Raw genomic sequence first — 22,071 nt, forward strand, 5'->3', positions numbered from 1 at the left:
GACTCCAGCACTGACTGCTAGACTAGGGGCACCGGCTTAAAGGCACCGGGTGAAGGCGCCCGGGGTGGTGCGAGATGAGCGACTCGATTGATTACGAAACCATAACCGCGGTCCAGCAGGGCACGTGGGCGACTGGCGATTTTCACCAGATCGCCCGGCAGAACGTCTGCATGGCCGAAGCCCTTTGCGACGTCGTGGACCCTCACCCTGGCGAACGGGTGCTGGACATCGCTTGCGGTAGCGGCACGGCGGCGCTGGTGGCCGCGCGGCGATACTGCGAAGTGACCGGTATCGACTACGTACCTGAGTTGATCGAACGCGCCAGGCAGCGTGCCAAGGCCGACGATCTCGAGGTCGAGTTCGACGTGGGTGATGCACAGGACCTGCCGTACCCCGATGATAGCTTCGACGTGGTGCTTTCGATCTACGGCGTGCAGTTCGCCCCCGACCAGAAGAGGGCGGCACAGGAGATGTTGCGCGTGCTGCGACCGGGTGGCAGGATCGGACTGGCGACGCCCATCCCGGAAGGCTGGAGCGGCGATTTTTTTGCCACCAACGCCAAGCACATGCCACCGCCCCCGGGGCTCAATCCGCCGTTGCGCTGGGGGACCGATAACGGGCTGGAGGAATTGCTCGGGAAAGACACACGCTCAATCCAGAGTGAGAAGCGTACCGCCTGGCAGTACTACCGCTCCGTGGACCATGCCGTGGGCCTGTTCCTGGCCTATTTCGGCCCGGCTATCCGTGCTTCCGAGAATAGCGACAAGGAGGCCCTGCGGCAGGACCTGAACGAGGTATTCGAGCGCTACAACCGCGCTTCCGACGGCACGGCGATTGTCGAGAATACCTACTACCTGACCGTTGGCGTGCGCGCCTGAGGGCTGGGCGGCTTCTGCAATATCCAGAGCTTTCGGCATTGCCGGCTCACGCACGCCGAACCCACATATCACGCGTTTGAAGAGACTTGCGGCGATTGCCTTGGGGTTGATCGTCTAGGTGAAGGATACCGACGGCTCCGATGCGGCTGGCGTTCCAGCTGCCCGACGCCATCGTCTCAGCCAGGAACCCTGTTCTTGCGGCGCTGGGTCTTGTCGTCGTACATGCGGTTATCCGCGAGGGTCAGCACCTCCTGGGCAGGCGTTTCGCTTGAGCTGGCGTATCCCAGGCTCAAGCGAAGCGTCACCTCCACTCGCTCGCCGTGAGCGGAAGTGAGAGCGCACCGCTGGCCTTCCAGATGGGTCCTGATCAGGTCTGCCATGCGCGCCGGTGCCGACAGATCGGCAGAAGGAAAGAGAATGACGAATTCGTCACCGCCATAGCGCGCAAGGATATCGTCTTCCCGGCACTGCATCATCAGGCGCTCGGCGATCGTGAAGATGAGCTGGTCGCCCACCACGTGCCCGTGCCGATCGTTCACTTCCTTGAGTCCGTCGACATCCATCATCAGTACGGCAAAATCCAGGCCCGGTGGCCGTGCCTTGCCCCGGATACTTTGCTGCAGTGCCGACTCGAAGAAGCCGCGGTTGTAAAGCCCGGTCAGCCCGTCTCGTTCCGCCGTTTTCTGCAGTGCCAGGTGAAGCAGCTTGTTTTCTGTCGCAGCCGCCAGCTGGTCGACGAACAGGGTCAGCATTCGTTCCAGGGCGCCGTCCAGCTTGGGGGCACGTACCACCAGCCAGCCGTCATAAAGGCTCAGGCGCCCCGCCATGGCAGTGGCGTACAGCTGCTCTACATCGGATGTTTCGCTGAGCCTGATAGCCCCTTCATGATGCTCATGCACTGCGCCCAGCAGGCTGCCCAAGCGGCGTTCATCCTCGGGACCAAGACGAAGCCCGGCAACTGCTGCATAACGTGTCACCTCGGGGCGCTGGCGCTCCTGGAGAAACACGGCAAAGCCGTATTCCGGGAAATCGGCATGTAGATGCTTCAAGGAGTCATCCAACAGGGTATTGATGTCAGAGGCGCGGTTGGCGACGACGCCGAGGTCGAGCAGGGCGTGAAAGACCCGATTCTTGTATTTGATTTCAATGATGCTGCGTCCGATCTTGCGGTTCTGACCATACATCACGTGGGCAATTGCGAGAAAGTAGACCACTGCCCCGGCAACCTGGTAGATGTCCAGTCCGATGCTGACATACGGCCGAAAATGGAATCCCGTCAAAGCTCCCCAGCCCAAGGCGCCGACGGTGAACAGGGCGGCCGAGATAGCCATCCGGCGCGGGCCGCCAACCACCATGTTATTCATGAAGCAGGCAAGGGCGATGAACAGCGTGGCCCAGAGGTAATAATCCAGCACGCCGCACCAGATGCCAAACAGCAGGCTGTCGAAATAGAGGTTCCTGAACTCGGCGCGCTTCGAGTCCTGCGCCAGGGAGGCATGGCCGTACGCCACCGCCGGCCACAGCAGCAGGAGCAGGCCCGGTAGCATCAGCGACCAGCCGCTACCCTCTGCCAGAGCGATCCACACCGTGAGCCCGAAGGTGTGGCAGAAGGCGAAGGTTCGCGGGGCCAGCGTCGCCAGGGCGAGACGGTGGGGGCGCTTCAGGGAAGGCTGCGCCCGGGGCGGAGGTGACTTGGTCTCTAGCATGCCTGCCAGAATCTCCTGTCTATGCCTATGCAGGCAAGGCTACGTTGGTTCTGGGTCATTAGTCGGTTCAGCTTACGCGTTTCGCCTATCGAGAAAAATCCACTCTCTTGGTTTGGGGAGCAGTGAGCCAGGGCCATGTAAAATCAGGCTGATGCTGCCATCATTACTCCAAGCCTAGTGCATCTGCTCGTCGCAGCGACGGCCTTTCTCGGAGCGAAGCCCACCATGACGTCTCATACCAACCCCCTGTTCTGGCGCGATGCGCGCATGCCCCACGTGGAGCTGCGCAAGGTCGATGATGGCCGCAAGGTCTGCTATGCACCGCACAGTCACGTTCATTGGTCGCTGGGCGCCATAACCGAGGGGGAGAGTACTTTCCGCTATCGGGAGAAGCGCTTTCACGTGAGCGCCGGCACCCTGGTGATGATGAACCCCAGCTGGGTGCACGCCTGCAGCGCCATCGATGACCGGCCCTGGGGCTACCTGATGCTATACGTGGATACCGCTTGGCTGAGCGATTTGCGCCATCAGGAGGGGCTGTTGGGGACACGGCGCTGGCAGGATATTGCCACCGCCGTCATTCACGAGCCCCGGTGGTATGCCGGCTACTGTCAAATGGCAGCCTGCCTGCTGGATCCCGATCGCGACCTGCTCGACAAGCAGACGGTAGTGGTCGAATACCTCTCCGCCTTGATGCACGCGCTTGCCGGCCAGCCGGCTCAGACTGTTGCTCAGGCGCCGGCCGCCCTCAGGACGCTGGCTACCTACCTGGACGAGCACGCGGCCGAGGAAGTATCCCTGGACGATCTGTGTGAGCGTAGCGGTTACAGCGCCGGCCATCTGATTCGCGCCTTCAAGCAGCACTTCGGCTTCACGCCCCATGCCTATCTGATCAATCGACGCATCCAGCTGGGCCAGCGTGAGCTGAAGAGCGGTACACCGATTGCCGAAGCGGCACTGAATGCCGGCTTTTGCGATCAACCGCATTTCCAGCGCACCTTCAAGCGCCTGGTGGCCGCGACGCCCAACCAGTACCGGCAGCCCTTACTCGAAAAGCAGCTCTCACTCGAAAAGTAGCTCTCGCTCAAAAAACAGGAACAGGCAACTACCGGCCAGCAGCAGCGCCAGGGTGCGGTTCACCACTACCAGCACAGTGGGTCGCTGAATATAGCGGCGCAGGAAAGCCCCGGCATAGACCCAGCTACCCAGTGACAGCCAGCAGATCGGCAGGTAGAGCGCGGCGAACAGCATTACCTGCTGCAGGTCGCCACCGCTGGTGTAGGCCGCAATGCCCGACGCGGATGCCAGCCACGCCTTGGGGTTGAGCCACTGCATCATCGCCCCCGTGATAAAGCCTGGCGCCCGGGGAGCCTCACCCTTCGGCAGGTGGCCATCGTCGCGAAGCAGTCGCCAGCTCAGGTAGAGCAGGAACACGACCCCGGCCCAACGTAGCGCTTCCGTCAGCCCCGGCACCATCGTCAGCACCGAATAGAGCCCCAGACCCACGGCAACGAATAATACGACGAAGCCGAGCGTCGCCCCGGTCACGAACATCAGGCCCTGTGGGATGGGATAGCGGGTGCCGCTGGTCAGGCACACCAGATTGACTGGCCCTGGTGAAATCGAAGCGACAAGGGCAAACGCCGACATCGGCAGAATCATGGCAAGGCTCATCGTCATCCTCCTGGGTGGCAATGGCCGAAGTGTGCCGCGGCGACATGGTGGCGGTATTGAATGAAATTGATGTGGCGTGTGCGTTGCAGTTGTCGGTACCGTGGCCCGGCTTGCCGAATTGGGGTATCGTTGCGAAATTTAGCGGGTAGTGCCGATAGATGACTGTATTTTTTAAAGAAACATCAGAGCCGGAGGTCAGTTGTTCAAGCTGTCAGGCTTGCTGCTGTCGTTTGGAAGTGATGATCATTACCGATACGGGCGTGCCCGAAAAGCATATTGCCTACGATGAGTGGGGCGGAGAAACCATGCGGCGTCTGGAGGATGGCTGGTGCTCGGCCCTGGATCGTGAGACCTACCTGTGCACGATTTACGAACAACGTCCCTGGATTTGCCGAGAGTTCGAAGTGGGCTCGTATGAGTGTCTTGTAGAGAGACAAGAACTGGATAACTACCAGAACAACTCCCTCGGGTGAGACTCTCACTACCGGCCTGCTGGAGGCCGGTAGTCCTTTCGTTCGTTGATCGCTGCTGCCTCTGCTCTACAGGCCAAGTGCCTCCAGCAATACTTTTGCGACCGGTTCGGAGGAGGGCGGGTTCTGGCCGGTGATCAACTGGCCGTCTCGACGGGTATAGGGGGCGAAGACGTCGGCCTTCGAGTAGTGGGCTCCACCTTCCTTGAGCGCGTTCTCGACCAGATGCGGTACGACCTCGGTGAGTCCCACTGCGTCTTCTTCTTCGTTGGTGAAGCCAGTGACCTGGCGGCCGCGAATGATCAGTTGCCCCTCGGTGTCGCGGGCATGGATCAGTGCAATAGGGGCGTGGCACACCGCGGCCACGGGCTTTTGCTGTGCCCAGAAGGTTTCGATCAGGCGGATGGAGTCCGCATCGTCAACCAGATCCCATAGCGGGCCATGGCCGCCGGGATAGAAAATAGCATCGAAGTCGTCGGCGCTTACCTCACTGAGACGGCGAGTATTGGCCAACTGCTGCTGGGCCCGATCGTCCTGCTGGAAGCGGCGGGTCGCCTCGGTCTGGCTCTCCTCGGCGTCGCTCTTGGGGTCCAGCGGTGGCTTGCCGCCCTTGGGGGAGGCCAGTTCCACCTCGGCACCGGCATCCAGGCAGGCATAGTAGGGCGCCGCCAGCTCCTCCAGCCAGAAGCCGGTGGGCTCGCCCGTATCGCCGAGGCTGTCGTGGGAGGTAAGGACCATCAGAATGCGGCTCATGAATCTCTCCTTTTCTTGCTGCGGATGGCAACGGGGTCCATGGTAAGTGCATGGCTATACAGGAGCGTAGCGTGTCCAGGTGGCAAGGCCTAATGGGGGTGGAAAGATAGTTCTTCCCGGCCTCCCATCGGCGTGCCCGTCGCTGCGACTCAAGTCAATTGCTAGCAGCGAGTGGATCTGTCCATGAACGCCCAGGAGAAGACGCCATGTTGCTTGAAGGTTCCTGTCACTGCGGCTCAGTTTGTTTCAGCGTCGAGTCGCCGCATCCTTACCCCTATCAGCGCTGCTACTGCTCCATATGCCGCAAGACCGCAGGCGGCGGCGGTTACGCCATCAACCTGAGTGGGCTTGCCGAGACACTACGGGTCGAGGGAAGCGAGCACAAGGGTATCTACCAGGCAGAGATTGACGGCGAAAAGAGTTCAGGCGAGCGCCATTTCTGCAGACACTGCGCCTCGGCGCTATGGGTCTATGACCCAAACTGGCCCGAGCTGGTGCACCCTTTCGCTTCGGCAATCGACAGTGAGCTGCCGGTGCCGTCGGAGCGTGTCCACTTGCTGCTGGACAGCAAGGCCGGCTGGGTGGAGGTCGAGGCCCGGGAAAACGACCAGTGCTTCAATGGCTACCCGGAGGAGAGTATCGCCGAGTGGCATCAGCGTCGGGGGCTGGAAATGCCTTGAGGCTTATGCGACCTGAACCAGTTTGCACCGTCTCAGGAGTTGCGAAGGGCAGGTAAGCCAGCGCATCGATGAGCTTCAATGTCTTAAATTGTCGATCCGCCCTTTCCTCAACATCTTCAACAACCCATTTCGACACGCTCGAAGCAGCGGATAGAGCCGTGCCGTGCGTTCTGGGCTCGCAAACAGCCGATACATCAGTCGATTGAACACGCCGCTGCGAGTACCGAGCAGGGTGAGGCGGTGCAGGGCCTCGCTGCCGTGATACCAGCGTTTGCCGATCTGCAGGGCGAAGCCCTGGTCCAGATCGATGCCCATGGCGGTGAGTTGCTGGCGCGCTTCGCTGTCTTGCCTGGCGTCGATTAACTCGAGCTCGCCGACTTCCTTGCGCATGCGTTGCCAACGCACGTAGCGTCGGCAAATCGGACATTCGCCGTCGTACACCAGGCGAAGCCGGCGTCTCGAAGGATCCTGTATGCCGCAACCGCTCTCTGCCTGCATCTTGCAATGCCTCCCTTCGTTGGCGACGCTCTATGCACAGCATGAGGGCTGTGGAGCGCCGAGGCCAGGTTCTCGGTCTGACTGAGGGAACCTGCATGAACCAGAGATACAAGACACCACCGAATCAGGTCGAACATCACGGCGACTGCCGTCCCGATGCCACACTGCGGATCGAGACCGACGAACTCGAGGCGTTTCATTACAGCTGCATGCAGGACACGACGATAGCCGATCCGTTCGGCAACCGGCTAACCTTCACCAATACGATCAGTACCTGAACGCCGATTCCCTTCGGTGACTCGACAGGAGAGTTTCATGGACGAATCGACGAAACGCGACCTGCTAGAGCGATACATCACCGCCTACAATCACTTCGATGTCGAGGGGATGTTGGCCGTGCTTGACCCCGACGCTACCTTCGAGAACTACTCGGGAAGCGAACTCACCACCTCGGCCTACGGCATCGACGAGTTTCGGCATCTCGCCGAGCATGCCAAGGGATTTTTCTCCGAGCTCGTGCAGCGCGTTATCAGCCTGACCAAGGCCAATGAACTCAAAACTTGGGGTCCATGGACCATTTACGGCACAGGCGTAAAGACGGCCGTCTTCCTATGGTCTAGTGTCAATAAAGAACATGGCGACGAATGCCGGAATAAGAACGTCGTCCCGCTGCGAGCATGTGCTTCAACACTGTGCCCCACTCACTGCTGGGAGATGTGACATGCCAATAGGAACGATTCTACTGATAATCTTGGTGCTGCTTCTGATCGGCGCGATACCTGCATGGCCCCACAGCCGGGGATGGGGATATGGCCCCAGCGGGGGGCTCGGGCTGGTGTTGATAATCGTGATCATTTTAGTGTTGACGGGGACGTTATAGGTATCGCATTGAAAAAGATTCTGGTGATTACCGGCGGGAGCCGTGGCATCGGCGCTGCCACCGCGCGCCTGGGTGCCGCCAGCGGCTACGCCGTTTGCGTCAACTATCGTCATAACGAAGTCGCTGCAATGGCGGTGGTCGAAGCGATCACCAGTGCTGGCGGCGAGGCGATCGCCGTGCCGGGCGATGTCGGCTCCGAGGCCGACGTGGTGCGGCTCTTCGAAAAAGTCGACGAGAAGCTTGGCCCGGTCACGGCGTTGGTCAACAACGCCGGCATTCTGGAAGCGCAAATGCGCGTCGAGAAAATGGACGCCGCCCGCCTGGGCCGGGTGGTGACGGCCAACGTGATCGGCAGCTTTCTCTGTGCTCGTGAGGCCATTCGCCGCATGTCGACCCGGCACGGCGGCAAGGGCGGCGCGATCGTCAACGTCTCCTCCATCGCATCAAAGCTAGGCGCGCCCAACGAGTACGTCGACTACGCCGCGGCCAAGGGCGCCATCGACAGCTTTACCATCGGCCTTGCCAAGGAGGTCGCTGCCGAGGGCATTCGCGTCAATGCCGTCCGCCCCGGAGTGATCTACACCGAGATCCACGCCAGCGGTGGCGAGCCCGACCGCGTCGAGCGCGTGAAATCTTCCGTACCCATGCAGCGCGGCGGCCAGGCCGACGAGGTCGCCCGTGCCATCCTCTGGCTGCTTTCCGACGAGGCCTCCTACTCGACCGGGGCGCTGCTGGATGTGGCGGGTGGGCGATAATCGGCGACGAGCCGCCGCTCGGTGCACAAGCCTCCCATGGGACGTCAGGCCACTGCGTTGTCGATCTCAAGCTTTAGTGCAGGTGCCTGAGTTTCCAGATACTTCCACAATAACTCGGCAATGGGCCCGTGGGTGCGGTCGCGTCGACGCCCTGCGACCAGTTCCTCGCTAGCACCGGGGAAGTGCCGCCCGGCGATGGACAGCAGGCGGCCGTCGCGTAATTCCTCCTCGATCATGAAGCGTGGCAGGTGGCCCCAGGCCATGCCTTGCAGAATGAAATCCTTCTTCATCTCATGATCAGCCACGCTGCACTGAGAAGGGCCCCCTACCACGTAGTAATTGCGGGGCTCGGTGTGCTGCGCCGTGTCACGCAGCACGCATTGGGTCAGCTCGTGCATCTGCACCGGCGTGATCTCATTCGTAATGGGAAAGGGCAGGAAACCTGGTGCAACGACCGGTACCAATGGGATGGTGCCGAGATTGATCCACTCCAACTGCAAGTCGCTCTTGTCAATCCGGTGCAGAATCAGGTCGGCCTCGCCGTTCAGCAACCGCTCCCAGGGCCCGGTAACCGCTTCGTAGTGAAGCTGCAGGCGGGTGTTGGGGTGTTCGGCAAAGAATCGGCTGAGCAACCCAAGGAGCTTGGAGCGAGGGCACAGATCGCCGATCACGACGTTGAGGTGGGTTTCTTTGCCCATGGCCATCTGATGGGCATTAAGGGATAGCGCTTCCGCATCGCGCAACAGCGACTGGGCACGCCGATAGAGCGACAGCCCAGCTTCCGTAGGCCGTACTCGGTAGCCGCTCCGGTCCAGCAGGGCGATGCCGAACTGGCGCTCGAGCTTGGCCAGCGCAGCAAAGACAGCGGCATGGGAGCGGTTGAGTACGGCTGCCGCGGCCTGAAAGCCGCCCTCATCGACCACGGCGACGAAGCAGTGCAGTTCGTGCAGCGTGAATCTGTTCATTGTCAGCCTGGTTAACAGAGATGTTTTAAACTATGTAATATTTTTCTTATAACAACCGCAACTACTATCGAACTGTCACTCACCACCAAGGCAACTTGCCTCAGGAGTTCGATATGTCTCACCTGCTGGAATCTTCCACCAGCGGCAAGGCCAGTTTGGCAACAGCCGCTTATGGCGCACGCTCACACTTCACCACGGGCGATGGAGTACGCATTGCTTATCGCATTGATGGTGCTGCCGAAAACCCCATACTCGTGCTTTCCAACTCCATTGCCACCGACCTGGGCATGTGGGACCAGCAGGTACCCGCGCTGGCCGATCATTTCCGCGTGGTGCGTTACGACATGCGTGGGCACGGTGAGTCGGACGTGCCGATCGGTGCCTACTCCATCGATCGGCTTGGCAGGGATGTGCTGGAGCTGCTGGACAGTCTGGGTGTCGAACGCGCTCACTTCCTGGGGCTCTCGCTGGGCGGGTTCGTTGGCCAGTGGCTCGGCATTCATGCGCCGGAGCGCATCGACCGCCTGATCCTGAGTAACACCGCCTCATACCTGGGGCCTGCCAATCAGTGGGACGAAGCCATTGCCGCCGTGCTAAAGGCAGATGACATGCAGGAAACCGCTGAGAGGTTCCTGCGCAACTGGTTCCCGGCGAGAATGCTGGAGCCAGTGAGGCCCGATGTAGAACCGTTTCATTCCACACTGCTGGCCACGGATCGTCAGGGCCTGGCCGGCTCCTTTGCAGCCGTGCGCGATTTCGATATGCGGCGCACCATTGCGCTCATCACGAGTCCGACGCTCATCATCGCCGGCGAGCACGATCCCGTCACTACCGCTAGCCACAGCGATGCGATGGCCGCCACCATCCCCGGTGCCCGACTGTTGGTCATGCCAGCGGCACATATGACTCACATCGAGTGCCCAACGAAGTTCATGGTGGCGGTCTTGGACTTTTTGCGTGGCTACTGACTTCTCACTGATGCCACTCGGTTAGCCTAGCTGGCTTCCAGCGTTTCAATATTCGCTACTTCCAGCCGGAAGGCCCCGTCGCGGCGATCGGCAATCAACAGTCCGAGCTGTTGGATTTCGTCAGGTGCCAGCGGCGGGGCATTCTCAAGCAGGCGCCCACGAAATACCGCCTCGAATGTGCCCCAGGGCAGGGCGATGCGCTGCCACTCACCGACGAGGGGCTGAAATACGGCACGATAGGCGGCACCGTCGATCAGCTGATTGCTGTAAAGGCGCAGCTGGTACTTGCGACCGTCGCCACGCGCCTCTACGGTCACGCCTTGGTAGCCAGACAACCGCATGGGCTCTGGCTCGCGGCGTACCGAGGCGAAGCCGCCGCCGTGGGTCAGCAAAAGCTCTCCCGAGAAGACGCCCAGGGCACCTTCTGCGTGCATGGCGCCTCGAGATCCCCCACCCATGACCGTATCGTTGATGGCGCGCCAGCGTGCCGCTTCATCCCTGGCGCTGAAATCGATCAGTGTTGGCATCGTGCCTCCTGGCCCAGGTTGCGTGTCTGCATCCCTCAGCATGACGGCGATAGGCTACCGTTGCCAGGCCAGGCTGATGGGTTCGCTTTCAGCGGCCGATTGACAGGTGATACCATCACGCCCATACGGCAGCAGCCTGCGCACCTCTCTGCGCCCTCCATGCCCACCCCTCTTCCCAAGTTTTAACGCCTGGTACCCTGTTAATGGAAATCAAAGTCAATTTTCTCGAAAATCTCAGGCTTGAAGCCAAGTTTGACGATTTCACCGTCATCACCGACCAGCCCATTCGCTACAAGGGCGACGGCTCGGCGCCAAGCCCCTTTGATTACTTCCTGGCGTCCTCGGCGCTGTGCGCGGCCTACTTCGTTCGGGTCTACTGCCTGGCGCGCGACATCCCCACTGAGAACATTCGGCTCTCCCAGAACAATATCGTCGACCCGGAGAACCGCTACAACCAGATCTTCAAGATCCAGGTCGAGCTGCCGGAAGACATCTCCGAGAAGGACCGCGAAGGCATCCTGCGCTCCATCGACCGCTGCACCGTCAAGAAAGTGGTGCAGACCGGCCCCGACTTCCAGATCGAGACGGTGGAGAACCTGGACGAGGACGCCCAGGCCCTGTTGATGGCCAAGCCCGACGAGGCTGCCTACACCTGGATCGAGGGCAAGGACCTGCCGCTGGAGCAGACAATCGCCAACATGTCGGCCATGCTGGCCGACCTGGGCATGAAGATCGAGATCGCCTCCTGGCGCAACATCGTGCCCCACGTGTGGTCGCTGCACATCCGCGATGCCGCATCCCCCATGTGTTTCACCAACGGCAAGGGCGCCACCAAGGAGAGCGCACTCTGTTCGGCGCTTGGCGAGTTCATCGAACGCCTGAGCTGCAACTTCTTCTACAACGACCAGTTCTTCGGCGAGGAAATCGCGAACAGCGAGTTCGTCCACTACCCGAACGAGAAGTGGTTCCAGCCCGGGCCGAACGACGAGCTGCCCGAAGGCATGCTCGATGACCATTGCCTCGCGATCTACAACCCGGATGGCGAGCTGGGCGGCTCGAACCTGATCGACACCAACTCCGGCAAGGTAGAGCGCGGCATTGTCGCCTTGCCTTTTGTGCGTCGATCGGATGGCGAGACAGTCTACTTCCCCTCGAACCTGATCGAGAACCTCTACCTCAGCAACGGCATGAGTGCCGGCAACACGCTGCAGGAGGCGCAGGTGCAGTGCCTCTCGGAGATCTTCGAGCGGGCGGTGAAGAAGCAGATCATCGAGGAAGAGATCGCCCTGCCCGACGTCCCCCAGCAAGTGCTGGCCAGGTATCCCGCCATACTCGAAGGCATCCAGGCGCTGGAGGCGCAGGGCTTTCCGGTGCTGGTCAAGGACGCCTCCCTGGGCGGCCAGTTCCCTGTCATGTGCGTGACGCTGATGAACCCGCGCACCGGCGGCGTCTTCGCCTCTTTCGGCGCGCACCCCAGCTTCGAGGTGGCGCTGGAGCGCAGCCTCACCGAGCTGCTGCAAGGCCGAAGCTTCGAGGGCCTGAACGATTTCATGCCGCCGACCTTCAATACCATGGCCGTGACCGAGCCGAACAACTTCGTCGAGCACTTCATCGACTCCTCGGGGCTGCTTTCCTGGCGATTCTTCAGTGCCAGGTCGGAGTACAAGTTCTGCGAGTGGGGCTTCTCCGGCAGCAACGAGGAGGAAGCGGCCACCCTGTTCGGTATCCTCGATGAGATGGGCAAGGAAGTGTACATGGCCGTGCATGAGGACCTGGGTGCGCCGGTGTGCCGTATCCTGGTGCCGGGCTACTCCGAGGTGTACCCGGTGGATGATCTCATCTGGGACAACACCAACATGGCCCTGGACTACCGCGAGGACATCCTCAACCTCCACGCCTTGAATGACGAGCAGCTGACCGACCTGCTGGAACGGCTGGAAGAGAGCCAGCTCGACGACCACATGGACATCATCACCCTGATCGGCATCGAGTTCGACGAGAACACCGACTGGGGGCAGCTCACCGTTCTGGAGCTGAAGCTGCTGATCAACCTGGCCCTGCAGCAGCATGAAGAGGCCCTCGAGCGGGTCGAGATGTTCCTGCAGTACAACGACAACACCGTGGAGCGCGGGCTCTTCTACCGTGCGGTGAATGCGGTGCTTGAGATTCTCCTCGATGACGAGCTGGAGCTGGGCGACTTCCTCTACAATCTCCGGCGCATGTTCGGCGAAGAGACCATGGCGGCCGTGGTCGGTTCGGTGATGGGCGAGGTTCGCTTCCACGGCCTTACACCCACCAGCATGGCGCTGGAAGGCCTGGAGAAGCACCAGCGCCTGATCGAAAGCTACAGGAAGTTGCACGCTCACCGCGCCGCCAGGGCAGGGGTGGCGCTGTAAGCCTGACAGGCGCCACATCGGAAGTACGAATACGCCCCGGGCCAGTTCAGTTCACTGGCTCGGGGCGTTTCTTTGGGTTCTCCATGGGTCGCGTGAAACGGGCGGAGCTCGACGTCCCGGTACGACGCTTGCGCTTCCCGGCAAGGAGCGATGAACCAAAACCTGTCCGGCATGCATGGCCAGCATGACTACTATTATGTGAAGCGCGGAAACTGCAAAGCCAATGCCTCGATAAAGCAGCCATGGCTTACCTGGGGCTGGCGTAGCCTGAAGGTAACCAAGGACGTCCGGAGACCTGCGGGAAGTTCCAGCGCCAGTTTCTTGTCTATCGACAGGGGTAAGGACGGATCCTGGAAAATATCGACCGAGGGTTTGAAAAAGCGTGCCGTCCACTATGCTTAATATTTCCAAAATTTCAGTAGCTTGGGGGTTAGATGAGCGACGGAGACGCGAGCAGAAATCCTGATGCGGAGGCAGTGGACGTGGAGGAGCTGAAACGGCAACGATACGAGCTGCTACAGCGCCTGGAGGACTGGCTGGAAACGCCGATGATAGTTCTCGCGTTCCTGTGGCTGGTGCTGTTGGTCGTGGAGCTGGTTTGGGGCGAGAGTCAGTTGTTCTATTTTCTCGGCACGGCTATATGGGTCGTCTTCATTTTCGATTTTTCTGTGAAGTTGTTCCTGGCCCCGGACAAGGTCGTTTACCTCAAGGGTAACTGGTTGACCGCTATTTCGCTGTTGATCCCAGCACTGCGTATCTTCCGCGTCTATCGTATCTTCCGACTACTCCGCATGGCCAGGTTAGGGCGGGGGTTGCGTCTGTTCCGCGTCGTCAGTTCGCTGAACCGCGGGATGAAGGCACTGGGGGCGAGCCTGAGCCGACGTGGCTTCGGATATGTGATCACCCTCACAGTGTTGGTCACATTCGCCGGCGCGGCAGGGATATACGCTTTCGAGAGCGAGGCACCCGGCGGCCCGAGCAGCTACGGCGAGTCGCTATGGTGGACTTCTATGATCATGACGACGATGGGCTCGCAGTACTGGCCGCAGACGGCCGAGGGGCGCGTACTGTGCGTTTTTCTGGCGCTGTACGCCTTCGGTATCTTCGGCTACGTGACAGCGGCACTTGCCACTTTCTTCGTCGGCCGCGACGCCGAGAGTATCGACGCTGAACTGGCAGGAGCCGAACAGTTGGATATGCTCCGCGATGAGGTGATGGCCTTACGCGATGATATTCGCGCTCTGTCGAGACAACCGCCGGAGTTGTGACTACGGGCATTTACCCTCCAGGTCACGTGGAGTGCCAGGATGAGCAAGTTATACAATGAGCGTATGAGGGCTCAAATAGTGGGAGAGTCCGTTGTATTTTTGATTGGAACGAGAATAAAAAAGCCATGGCAGATGATCATGGACGATGGAGCAGGTAGGTTCTCCAGTGCAGTGCTCCAGGAAGGCGGTCAGCGGCTTTCCGAGGCCCCATGCGACGCTGATGGTGGTATTGTTGCTTTGAATTCAGCCATGCTGTCGCAGTGTCGGTTGGATGCAAGGTTCGATCCTGCACGGACGCCCATACCAGAATTTTGGGACCATGAAGCCATGAGTGACGACGCCACTGAGATAGGTGTAGACACCGCCGTTTATAAAACGCTACTGGAGTCGACCAAGGCGATTCCCTGGAAGATCGACTGGGCAACATTGCGTTTCGCCTATATCGGGCCTCAGATCGAGCGTTTGCTGGGGTGGTCCCAGAGCAGTTGGGTCGGCATCGACGACTGGGTAGAGCGCATGCACCCGGAGGATCGTAGCTGGGTCGTGGATTTCTGCGTTGCGCAGTCGAAGGCGGGTGTCGACCACGAGGCCGACTATCGCGCACTGACGGCGGAAGGCAACTACGTGTGGATTCGCGATGTCGTGCACGTGGTGCGCAATGACAAGGGCGAAGTGGAGGCACTGGTCGGCTTCATGTTCGATATCAGCGAGCGCAAGAAAAACGAAGAGAAGCTGCTGCGGCTGCAACGGGAACTCGAGGAACTCTCGTATCAGGATGGCCTCACCGGTGTGGCCAACCGGCGCTTGCTCGACTCCGTGCTGGAGGTAGAGTGGGCGAGTGCCCAGCGCAGCGGCCAGCCGCTGTCATTCATCATGCTGGATATCGACTTCTTCAAGCAGTACAACGACCGCTACGGCCATCTCGCCGGCGACGACTGCCTGCGGCGAGTGACGCAGATTCTGGATTCCGCGTCCCTGCGTCCACGTGATGTGCTAGGGCGCTTCGGTGGGGAGGAGTTCGCGCTCGTCTTGCCGGAGACAGATCGTGAAGCTGCACTGCTGGTGGCGGAGCGCTCTCGGGCGCTGATCAATGATGCGGCTATCTCTCATCAAGCTTCTGAAACCGCTCACCACATCACCGTCAGTATGGGTGTGGCAACCGCGTCTCCTGCGGAAGGCGGCAATCCCGCCTGGCTGGTCGAGAAGGCGGATCAACTGCTCTACCTAGCCAAGCAAAATGGGCGGGACCAGATCGTTGCGGACTGACAGGGGAGCGGCCTAGCCGATATGTCGAAATCCTCAAGGGTCGTTCGACGACTGATCGTGAATAGTGCCCTACCAGGAGATCACGATGAGTCAGCTGCACGTATCCTGTTTCAGCCTGTCGCTGGATGGCTATGCCGCCGGCCCTGAGCAGAGCCTGGAGAACCCGACTGGCCTCGGAGGCCTGGAGATCCATGACTGGCAGTTTGCGACCGCGACGTTCCGTCGAACCGTTCTGGGCGAGGGAAGCGGTGAAACCGGCGTAGACGACGACTTCGTGGCCCGTGGCTTCGAGAACATCGGGGCGTGGGTCATGGGCCGTAATATGTTCGGTCCGGTTCGCGGCCCCTGGCTGGACGACAGCTGGAAGGGGTGGTGGGGGGATAACCCTCCGTTTCACACGCCTGTCTTCGTGTTGACGCAACATGCTCGTGATCCCATCGAGATGGCAGGCGGCACGACCTTTCACTTCATCACGGATGGCATTCATGTGGCCCTGGAGCGCGCCCGTGAAGCCGCCAACGGCAGGGCTGTGCGCCTCGGCGGTGGAGTGGCTACGATTCAACAGTACCTTCAAGCGCAGCTGGGGGATGAACTTCATCTTGCCATCACGCCGGTGGTGCTCGGTTCTGGGGAACACCTGTTCGCCGGCATCGACATGCGAGCCCTCGGCTATCACTGTGTGGAGAGGGTGGCCAGCGAGCGGGTTACCCATATCGTCCTCAAGAGGGGTGGCTGAATGACTGAATTGATCCTGACCACCTTCGATTGGGTCCCCGAAACGCCTAGGGGGTTTGTGCGCGATTTACGCCTGAGCTGGGCGATGGAAGAGGCCGGATTGCCCTACCGAGTCGAGAGCGTGCCGTTTCGTGAGCGAGGGACCGAGCACTTCACCCATCAGCCCTTCGGCCAGGTGCCGTGGCTCACCGATGGTGATATCTCGATCTTCGAAAGCGGCGCGATTCTGCTGCATCTGGGCGAGCGCAGCGATCTGCTCTTGCCAACCGATCCCCGGCGGCGGAGCGAAGCCATCGAATGGCTGTTCGCGGCGCTCAACTCCGTCGAGATGGCGAGCCTGCCCTGGACCATCTTCAAGTTCACAGGCGATACCGAAGAGTCACCCGGTCGGAAGAGCCTGGACAACTTCCTGGCATCCCGGCTCCAGCACATGGAGCCTGTCCTGGCGGGACGAGAATGGCTGGCCGGCAGTTTTTCCATCGCCGACATCGCCATGGCGGATGTGCTGCGCCTTGTCGACCGGTTCGATGGCTTGGCGGGCTACCCGGCCTGCCGTGGCTATGTCATGCGCGCCACGGCTCGGCCGTGCTTCGTGAAGGCGCATGCGGACCAGATGGCGCATTTCGCTGCGGCAGACCAATCTGCTTGAAAACAGTCATGAAGCCAAGCGGCTGATCTTAAACGCCGCATGGCCTGGCGCAGACACTTTTCTGACAAGGCCTTCTGTCTCTTTGGGCTTGTAGTGTATCCACTATGAAGTATTCTTGATGATAACAAGATGCTTGGTTTATCTGAAAGTCAGTCGCCGGCTAATTATTTCATGGCAAACAGGCTGGATGTCCGAAGCAAAATTTCTCCCGGTGGGAAGTCTATGACTGAGTTGGTGAGAAAACGTCGTGTAAGATAAATCCCTGTTTTGGATATTTCTTCCCTTGTTGTAAGGAGCATCATGCAAATGGATATGCGATTAGCGGATTTTATTCGGTCGGAAATAGAACAGATTCTTCAGGATTGGGAAGAATTCGCCAAAACCATCCTTCATGCCAGTAATATGGACAAGTCTGGACTGCGCGATCACGCCAGAGACATGCTGCTGGTGATTGCCGATGCTCTCGATTCCTATCAGAGCGAATCCGATCAGGCCGCCAAATCGAAAGGCTTTGGGTCAGAGGATGGGGAGAAGTCATGGGCAGAAGTGCATGGGCTTGATCGACAGAGCAGCGGCTTCAGCGTCATGGAGACAGTTTCCGAATTTCGGGCCCTGCGTGCGAGCGTGGTGTCACTCTGGAATAAAGCCCACCCAACGATTACCGAACTTCAGATGCAAGACTTTACCCGATTCCATGAAGCCATCGACCAGGCCGTCGCGGAATCGCTGGAGCATTATGCTACCGCAAAAGAGATGGAGACCCGGCTCTTTGGCGCTATTCTGCTGGCATCACCGGATCCGATTTACGTGCTGGATCTCGAAGGCAGATTTATTTATGCGAACAAGGCCACCGCTGATCTTTTTGCTTTGGAGCACAAGCAGATCATCGGAAAATCTACCTTTGATCTCGGGTTCTCGTTCGCCGCAGACTTCCAGAGAAACCTGGATAAGGTGATTGCTGATCAGTCCACCTACCGAGGCAAGTTGTCCCATATCTTTTCTTCTGGGCATGGTGAAAGGTTCGAGTATCTGCTTGCGCCCGTGCTGGACGAGTATCAAAACACAGAAGCAACAGTCTGCATTTCCCGGGATGTTACCGAGCGGGAGATTGCCGAGGAAAAAATCTGGCACAACGCCCATCATGACCTTCTTACCGGGCTACCGAATCGACGTCTTTTTCTGGATCGCCTGGAACAGGAGGTCAAGCATGCAAAGCGCAGCAGTCTTTCTCTTGCCGTACTGTTCATGGATCTTGATGGGTTCAAGGAAGTCAACGATTCGTTTGGGCATGAAGTAGGGGATCGTTTGCTGTCAGAGGTGGCAGACCGTATCACTGGTTGTGTACGGGAGGCCGATACGGTTGCCCGTTTGGGGGGCGATGAATTCACCGTCATTCTCACCGGTGCTGGGCAGCGGAAGGGTGCCGGGATTGTTGCCCAGACTATCAATAATGCCCTCTCGAGGCCCTTCAAGATTGATCAACAGCATGTTCAGATTTCCGTCAGCATTGGGATAACGTTCTACCCCCAGGACGCATCCACTCCTGTCGAGCTGCTGGAAGCCGCGGATCGGGCCATGTATAAAGCCAAAAAATCCGGGACGAACCGGGTGTGCTTTTTCAACCCGTCCGATCATGCCGACATATGTCCGGCCTAGGCTTTAAGCCATAGAAAGCGCCGAACAAGTTCAAGCCTCTCTGGTCGGCCTACCATGGGGCTGGCTAGAGCCAGCGACGTACCTCTGCCTTGTAATCGAGGTACACCTGGCCGAACTTGCGTTGCATGTTGCGCTCCTCGACCGGGATGTACCAGAAGTTGACCAGCAAGGCGAAGCAGAGCGTTGCCAGGAAGGGGGCAAGAGAGCCGAGGCAGACAGCGAGCCCCGTCAGGGCAATGATGAAGCCCAGATACATGGGATTGCGCGTCACCGCGAAGAGGCCCTGTCTTGTCAGCGAGCCGGGTTCGCCGAAGGTGTCGATGTTAGTTTCCAGTCGATGAAACAGGCGTGCATGCCACTGCGCGATGCCAAGGCCAATGAGCAGCACGACGATGCCGCTCCATCGGTAAGGCGATTCCCATAATTGCGCGAGCGGAACATACTGATTTAGAAGCACCATGACGATAGCGGTGACAACCAGGACGACGGGTGGCAGGATGAGAAAACGCATGTCCATTCTCCTGAGGGCGGCTTTTTGCAGCAGCATCTCTTGGCGATGAACGGTCAGCGTTAACCCAGGTTAATGCGTGGTGAGGGGCTGTGAGCGCTACAAAAGAGATTCTCGAGCGGTTGGCTGGCGATTCGCTACCGGACTGGCACCTTGTTGAGTCCGCGCTACGGCGCAAGACACTAATGCCCGGTGAGTGTCTGTTCTTGGTGGGAATTGTTCATCCTGTCGTCTATTTCGTGGAAGCCGGCGTCATCAAGATGGTTTACGAAACCTACGATGGTGATGCCTGGGTCAAGGCCTTTGCCGAAGAGGGTGGGTTTTTCGCAAGCCTCGCCGCCTTGGCCCCCGAGGGTAGCACGAGCTTCTCTGCATTGGCGGCCTGCCCGGCATCTGTCGAAGTGGTGCCCTACAAGATCCTGCAGCAGCTGGGCGACAGGCATCCGCTATGGCAGCGCACCCTCAGGCAAGCTTTCGAGATCTACGGCTTTCGTAAGGAAGCGCGAGAGCGCGACCTGTTGACCCTCTCCGCGGAAGAGCGCTACATGCGCTTCATCAACGACAACCCCAGCATTGTCGAAAGGGTGACGGAAAAAGACATCGCGGGTTATGTCCGGATAACACCGGTTGCCCTCAGCCGAATCAAGGCACGAATCAAGCGCAGGCAGGCGGGAAGCGGGTTGCACGGAGGCGAACCATGAACCATCTCTTTGTCCCACGCGTCGGCGGCGTCCTCAGCGCCGACATAGCGGTTCCCGAATACGAGCGAGAGGTTCGCTTCTACTCGCGTGTTCTCAGTACAGGGGAACATCCGCTTTGGCGCGAGGAAGACCTCATGAACAACCTGGGCATGCCCATCATCGGTTTGGGCGAGCGCAGCGAGGACTACGCTCACCTGCCGCTCCAATGGATGCCGCATATCCAGGTCGCCGACGTGGCGGTCAGCGTACAGCGTGCGCATGACATGGGCGGCAGCGTACTGATGCATGCCAAAGACGACGATGGAACGAGTCAATGGGCCGTGTTGCTTGATCCGAACGGGGCGGCATTCGGGATCATCCCGGTCGTTCCTGCGGAGGCAATGCCTTTGGCATCGCAAGACGCCTCGGCGACTGCGGGGGGCATCTACTGGCTCGACCTTACCGTCGCCAACGCCTCTGCAACCCGAGACTTCTATCGGCAGGTCGTTGGGTGGGATGTGCGGAACGTCGAGATGGAGTACGGGGGCGAGCTGTACGCCGACTACTCCATGCTGGGTGACGATGGGAAGCCAGCGGCGGGAATCTGTCATGCGCGCGGAGCCAACGTAGGCTTGCCGCCAGTCTGGATGATCTACCTCCCTGTGGGCGACCTCGCCGAAAGCCTCCGTCGTGTACAGGAAGAAGGGGGGACGATAATCAAGGCAACGCCGGGGAATGAAGGGAATGACGTATTTGCGGCTGTCCGGGATCCGGTGGGGGCATGTTTTGCGTTGATGCAGAGGTAGGGGGTGGGATGTGTTCCCTGGGAGCCGACTCTTAGGCGCATTTTGGGATGATTCGAAATGGCAACAAACGATACAAGCTCAGAGTTCAAGGCTGAGCTGCTTCGCCCGGCCAAGCCGGGTGGCGATACGCCGTGGGCTTTCGTGATTCTGCCCAAAAGCGCGAGCGAAAAGCTTCCAAGGCGAGGAAGAACGACGGTAGAGGGCACTATCAACGATCATGACTTTCGAGCCACCCTTGAGCCGGACGGTCAACTCAGCCATTGGCTGCGGGTAAACCAGGAGCTACTCGACGTCATAGACGCGAACATCGGTGACATTGCCACATTTGAGATCATGTCGGTGGCGGAGGAGCCAGAGCCTGAGGTCCCTTCTGACCTGGCAGAGGCCCTGGCACTGGCCCCTCAGGCGCGTGTCGTCTGGGACGAGACAACCACCATCGCGCGCCTGGACTGGATCCACTGGATCACGTCAGCCAAACAGGCGAAAACGCGAGCGAAACGAATCAGTGATGCATGCGACATGCTGGCTTCTGGTAAGCGGCGAGTCTGCTGTTTCGACCCATCAGGCTATTACAGTAAAGCGTTAAGCGCGCCCAAAGCGGCGGAATAGGGCAATCTATCCAGGATTCCTCATGCCCACATTGCCGATCAGCGATCACGGCGCCATCTGTGATCAGCACCACCCTCAGCCGGTGATCAGGGCGCCTGGGAAGGTCAGATCGCTCCGGCGCCGCGCGAGGCCGGCCACGGCACGCTGAACTGGAACCTGCATTGCCAGGTCGACAGCAGGTCGGGCTGATATCCCGTCAAGGAAATCAAGGCGCTGGCAGCCAGTGAATGGAAGGACTGAGGCTGGGCAGGGGGATGGAGCTATCCCTGCCAGCGGAGTTGAACGGCCATCCGGGCCCAATGCACGTACTGGAGCTGGCCGATGCATTGAACTTGAGCGAAGAGCAGCGAGAGCGAGTCGAGCTAGTCTTTGAGCGCATGCGTGAACGCCCGAGTAGCCTTGGCGAACAGGTGATCGAAAGCGAGCGCGAACTCGACCGACTCTTTGCAGATGGACGCGCAATGCTCGAGGAGATCGAGCGTCTTACCGATCAGACGGCTCGGCGCTGGGGGCAACTGCGAACGGCCCACCTCGAATATCACCTTTACATGCTCAAGGTGCTGGATGAGGAACAGATTCTGCGTTACAGCCATCTGGGGCGCCACGGGAGTGGCGATTATCGTCTCCAGGGGCAACCCACCGACCGCTTGCTTGCTGAAAATATCCTTGAATCACCTTGACCGAATAGGACGAGCGTCCTATGTTTTTGCTATCGTTAGGACGAGTGTCCTATTCGGCTAGGCA

At 59.7% G+C, this 22,071-nt stretch carries 26 protein-coding genes; 19 read left to right on the forward strand and 7 right to left on the reverse strand.

All coding sequences use genetic code 11. The features are described 5' to 3' along the window. Positions 1 to 74: 74 nt before the first annotated feature. Positions 75 to 878, forward strand: a complete 804-nt coding sequence (locus DU505_RS19265) for a class I SAM-dependent methyltransferase (protein ID WP_114480591.1) — start codon at positions 75 to 77, stop codon at positions 876 to 878. A 176-nt stretch (positions 879 to 1,054) separates the two neighbouring features. On the opposite strand, the gene DU505_RS19270 is transcribed toward DU505_RS19265, so the two are convergent. Then, positions 1,055 to 2,584, reverse strand: a complete 1,530-nt coding sequence (locus DU505_RS19270; RefSeq protein WP_114480592.1) for a sensor domain-containing diguanylate cyclase — start codon at positions 2,582 to 2,584, stop codon at positions 1,055 to 1,057. Between the two features lie 225 nt (positions 2,585 to 2,809). Between DU505_RS19270 and DU505_RS19275 the strand changes: the two genes are divergently transcribed. Further along, the gene (locus tag DU505_RS19275) at positions 2,810 to 3,661 is read left to right on the forward strand and encodes an AraC family transcriptional regulator (protein ID WP_114480593.1); all 852 of its coding nucleotides are present in this window, start codon (positions 2,810 to 2,812) and stop codon (positions 3,659 to 3,661) included. Here DU505_RS19275 and DU505_RS19280 read toward each other — a convergent pair. After that, a complete protein-coding gene (locus tag DU505_RS19280; RefSeq protein WP_114480594.1) occupies positions 3,647 to 4,258 on the reverse strand; it encodes a LysE family translocator in 612 nt (203 codons plus the stop codon). The genes DU505_RS19275 and DU505_RS19280 overlap by 15 nt on opposite strands. A gap of 158 nt (positions 4,259 to 4,416) precedes the next feature. Here DU505_RS19280 and DU505_RS19285 point away from each other — a divergent pair, with 158 nt between their 5' ends. After that, positions 4,417 to 4,731: a YkgJ family cysteine cluster protein gene (locus DU505_RS19285; RefSeq protein WP_114480595.1), complete on the forward strand. Its 315-nt coding sequence runs from the start codon at positions 4,417 to 4,419 to the stop codon at positions 4,729 to 4,731. Positions 4,732 to 4,797: 66 nt separating this feature from the next. Here DU505_RS19285 and DU505_RS19290 read toward each other — a convergent pair whose 3' ends face one another. Beyond that, on the reverse strand, positions 4,798 to 5,481 hold the full coding sequence (locus tag DU505_RS19290) for a type 1 glutamine amidotransferase domain-containing protein (RefSeq protein WP_114480596.1): 684 nt from the start codon (positions 5,479 to 5,481) through the stop codon (positions 4,798 to 4,800). 206 nt (positions 5,482 to 5,687) lie between these two features. On the opposite strand from DU505_RS19290, the gene DU505_RS19295 reads away from it, so the two are divergent. Next, entirely contained in the window at positions 5,688 to 6,161 is a 474-nt protein-coding gene (locus tag DU505_RS19295; protein ID WP_114480597.1) for a GFA family protein, read from the forward strand. Positions 6,162 to 6,236: 75 nt separating this feature from the next. Here the strand turns inward: DU505_RS19295 and DU505_RS19300 are convergent, their stop codons facing one another. Next, the gene (locus DU505_RS19300) at positions 6,237 to 6,659 is read right to left on the reverse strand and encodes a DCC1-like thiol-disulfide oxidoreductase family protein (protein ID WP_114480598.1); all 423 of its coding nucleotides are present in this window, start codon (positions 6,657 to 6,659) and stop codon (positions 6,237 to 6,239) included. A gap of 95 nt (positions 6,660 to 6,754) precedes the next feature. On the opposite strand from DU505_RS19300, the gene DU505_RS19305 reads away from it, so the two are divergent. From DU505_RS19305 to DU505_RS19320, 4 genes are read left to right on the forward strand one after another with little or no spacing between them, the layout of a single operon-like run. Continuing rightward, complete coding sequence (locus DU505_RS19305) at positions 6,755 to 6,937, forward strand: hypothetical protein (protein ID WP_220250903.1); 183 nt, start codon at positions 6,755 to 6,757, stop codon at positions 6,935 to 6,937. A 37-nt stretch (positions 6,938 to 6,974) separates the two neighbouring features. Then, the gene (locus DU505_RS19310; protein WP_114480599.1) at positions 6,975 to 7,379 is read left to right on the forward strand and encodes a nuclear transport factor 2 family protein; all 405 of its coding nucleotides are present in this window, start codon (positions 6,975 to 6,977) and stop codon (positions 7,377 to 7,379) included. Position 7,380: 1 nt separating this feature from the next. Then, positions 7,381 to 7,539 carry a DUF3309 family protein gene (locus tag DU505_RS19315; RefSeq protein ID WP_114480600.1) on the forward strand — a complete coding sequence of 53 codons (159 nt, stop codon included), beginning with the start codon at positions 7,381 to 7,383 and terminating at the stop codon, positions 7,537 to 7,539. 8 nt (positions 7,540 to 7,547) lie between these two features. Continuing rightward, positions 7,548 to 8,294, forward strand: a complete 747-nt coding sequence (locus tag DU505_RS19320; RefSeq protein ID WP_181872876.1) for an SDR family oxidoreductase — start codon at positions 7,548 to 7,550, stop codon at positions 8,292 to 8,294. Positions 8,295 to 8,338: 44 nt separating this feature from the next. Here DU505_RS19320 and DU505_RS19325 read toward each other — a convergent pair whose 3' ends face one another. Continuing rightward, the gene (locus DU505_RS19325) at positions 8,339 to 9,259 is read right to left on the reverse strand and encodes a LysR family transcriptional regulator (RefSeq protein WP_114480601.1); all 921 of its coding nucleotides are present in this window, start codon (positions 9,257 to 9,259) and stop codon (positions 8,339 to 8,341) included. 113 nt (positions 9,260 to 9,372) lie between these two features. Here DU505_RS19325 and DU505_RS19330 point away from each other — a divergent pair, with 113 nt between their 5' ends. Then, a complete protein-coding gene (locus DU505_RS19330; protein WP_114480602.1) occupies positions 9,373 to 10,227 on the forward strand; it encodes an alpha/beta fold hydrolase in 855 nt (284 codons plus the stop codon). Positions 10,228 to 10,253: 26 nt separating this feature from the next. On the opposite strand, the gene DU505_RS19335 is transcribed toward DU505_RS19330, so the two are convergent. Beyond that, positions 10,254 to 10,754 (reverse strand): CIA30 family protein, encoded by a 501-nt coding sequence (locus DU505_RS19335; protein WP_114480603.1) that lies wholly within the window; start codon positions 10,752 to 10,754, stop codon positions 10,254 to 10,256. A 203-nt stretch (positions 10,755 to 10,957) separates the two neighbouring features. Between DU505_RS19335 and DU505_RS19340 the strand changes: the two genes are divergently transcribed. The 6 genes from DU505_RS19340 (at position 10,958) to DU505_RS19370 (ending at position 18,724) form a co-directional block, all read left to right on the forward strand. Continuing rightward, positions 10,958 to 13,150, forward strand: a complete 2,193-nt coding sequence (locus DU505_RS19340) for an OsmC domain/YcaO domain-containing protein (protein ID WP_114480604.1) — start codon at positions 10,958 to 10,960, stop codon at positions 13,148 to 13,150. Between the two features lie 434 nt (positions 13,151 to 13,584). Further along, positions 13,585 to 14,418, forward strand: coding sequence for an ion transporter (locus tag DU505_RS19350; RefSeq protein ID WP_114480606.1), 834 nt, complete (start codon positions 13,585 to 13,587; stop codon positions 14,416 to 14,418). Between the two features lie 39 nt (positions 14,419 to 14,457). Further along, positions 14,458 to 15,684 carry a GGDEF domain-containing protein gene (locus tag DU505_RS19355; RefSeq protein ID WP_245948086.1) on the forward strand — a complete coding sequence of 409 codons (1,227 nt, stop codon included), beginning with the start codon at positions 14,458 to 14,460 and terminating at the stop codon, positions 15,682 to 15,684. Positions 15,685 to 15,769: 85 nt separating this feature from the next. After that, positions 15,770 to 16,420, forward strand: a complete 651-nt coding sequence (locus tag DU505_RS19360; RefSeq protein WP_114480608.1) for a dihydrofolate reductase family protein — start codon at positions 15,770 to 15,772, stop codon at positions 16,418 to 16,420. Then, positions 16,421 to 17,068: a glutathione S-transferase family protein gene (locus tag DU505_RS19365; RefSeq protein WP_114480609.1), complete on the forward strand. Its 648-nt coding sequence runs from the start codon at positions 16,421 to 16,423 to the stop codon at positions 17,066 to 17,068. Positions 17,069 to 17,368: 300 nt separating this feature from the next. Continuing rightward, positions 17,369 to 18,724, forward strand: coding sequence for a diguanylate cyclase domain-containing protein (locus DU505_RS19370; RefSeq protein WP_245948088.1), 1,356 nt, complete (start codon positions 17,369 to 17,371; stop codon positions 18,722 to 18,724). Positions 18,725 to 18,788: 64 nt separating this feature from the next. Here DU505_RS19370 and DU505_RS19375 read toward each other — a convergent pair whose 3' ends face one another. Continuing rightward, positions 18,789 to 19,235: a methyltransferase family protein gene (locus tag DU505_RS19375; RefSeq protein ID WP_181872877.1), complete on the reverse strand. Its 447-nt coding sequence runs from the start codon at positions 19,233 to 19,235 to the stop codon at positions 18,789 to 18,791. Positions 19,236 to 19,324: 89 nt separating this feature from the next. On the opposite strand from DU505_RS19375, the gene DU505_RS19380 reads away from it, so the two are divergent. The 4 genes from DU505_RS19380 (at position 19,325) to DU505_RS19395 (ending at position 22,007) form a co-directional block, all read left to right on the forward strand. Beyond that, positions 19,325 to 19,933: a Crp/Fnr family transcriptional regulator gene (locus tag DU505_RS19380; protein WP_114480611.1), complete on the forward strand. Its 609-nt coding sequence runs from the start codon at positions 19,325 to 19,327 to the stop codon at positions 19,931 to 19,933. Beyond that, positions 19,930 to 20,718: a VOC family protein gene (locus tag DU505_RS22640; protein ID WP_181872878.1), complete on the forward strand. Its 789-nt coding sequence runs from the start codon at positions 19,930 to 19,932 to the stop codon at positions 20,716 to 20,718. Before DU505_RS19380 ends, DU505_RS22640 begins: the two co-directional genes overlap by 4 nt. A 57-nt stretch (positions 20,719 to 20,775) precedes the next feature. After that, the gene (locus DU505_RS19390; RefSeq protein WP_114480612.1) at positions 20,776 to 21,327 is read left to right on the forward strand and encodes a YdeI/OmpD-associated family protein; all 552 of its coding nucleotides are present in this window, start codon (positions 20,776 to 20,778) and stop codon (positions 21,325 to 21,327) included. A gap of 227 nt (positions 21,328 to 21,554) precedes the next feature. Next, on the forward strand, positions 21,555 to 22,007 hold the full coding sequence (locus tag DU505_RS19395) for a Spy/CpxP family protein refolding chaperone (protein ID WP_114480613.1): 453 nt from the start codon (positions 21,555 to 21,557) through the stop codon (positions 22,005 to 22,007). Positions 22,008 to 22,071 lie beyond the last annotated feature (64 nt).

Source organism: Billgrantia montanilacus (genome assembly GCF_003336675.1).
GTDB lineage: Bacteria > Pseudomonadota > Gammaproteobacteria > Pseudomonadales > Halomonadaceae > Halomonas > Halomonas montanilacus.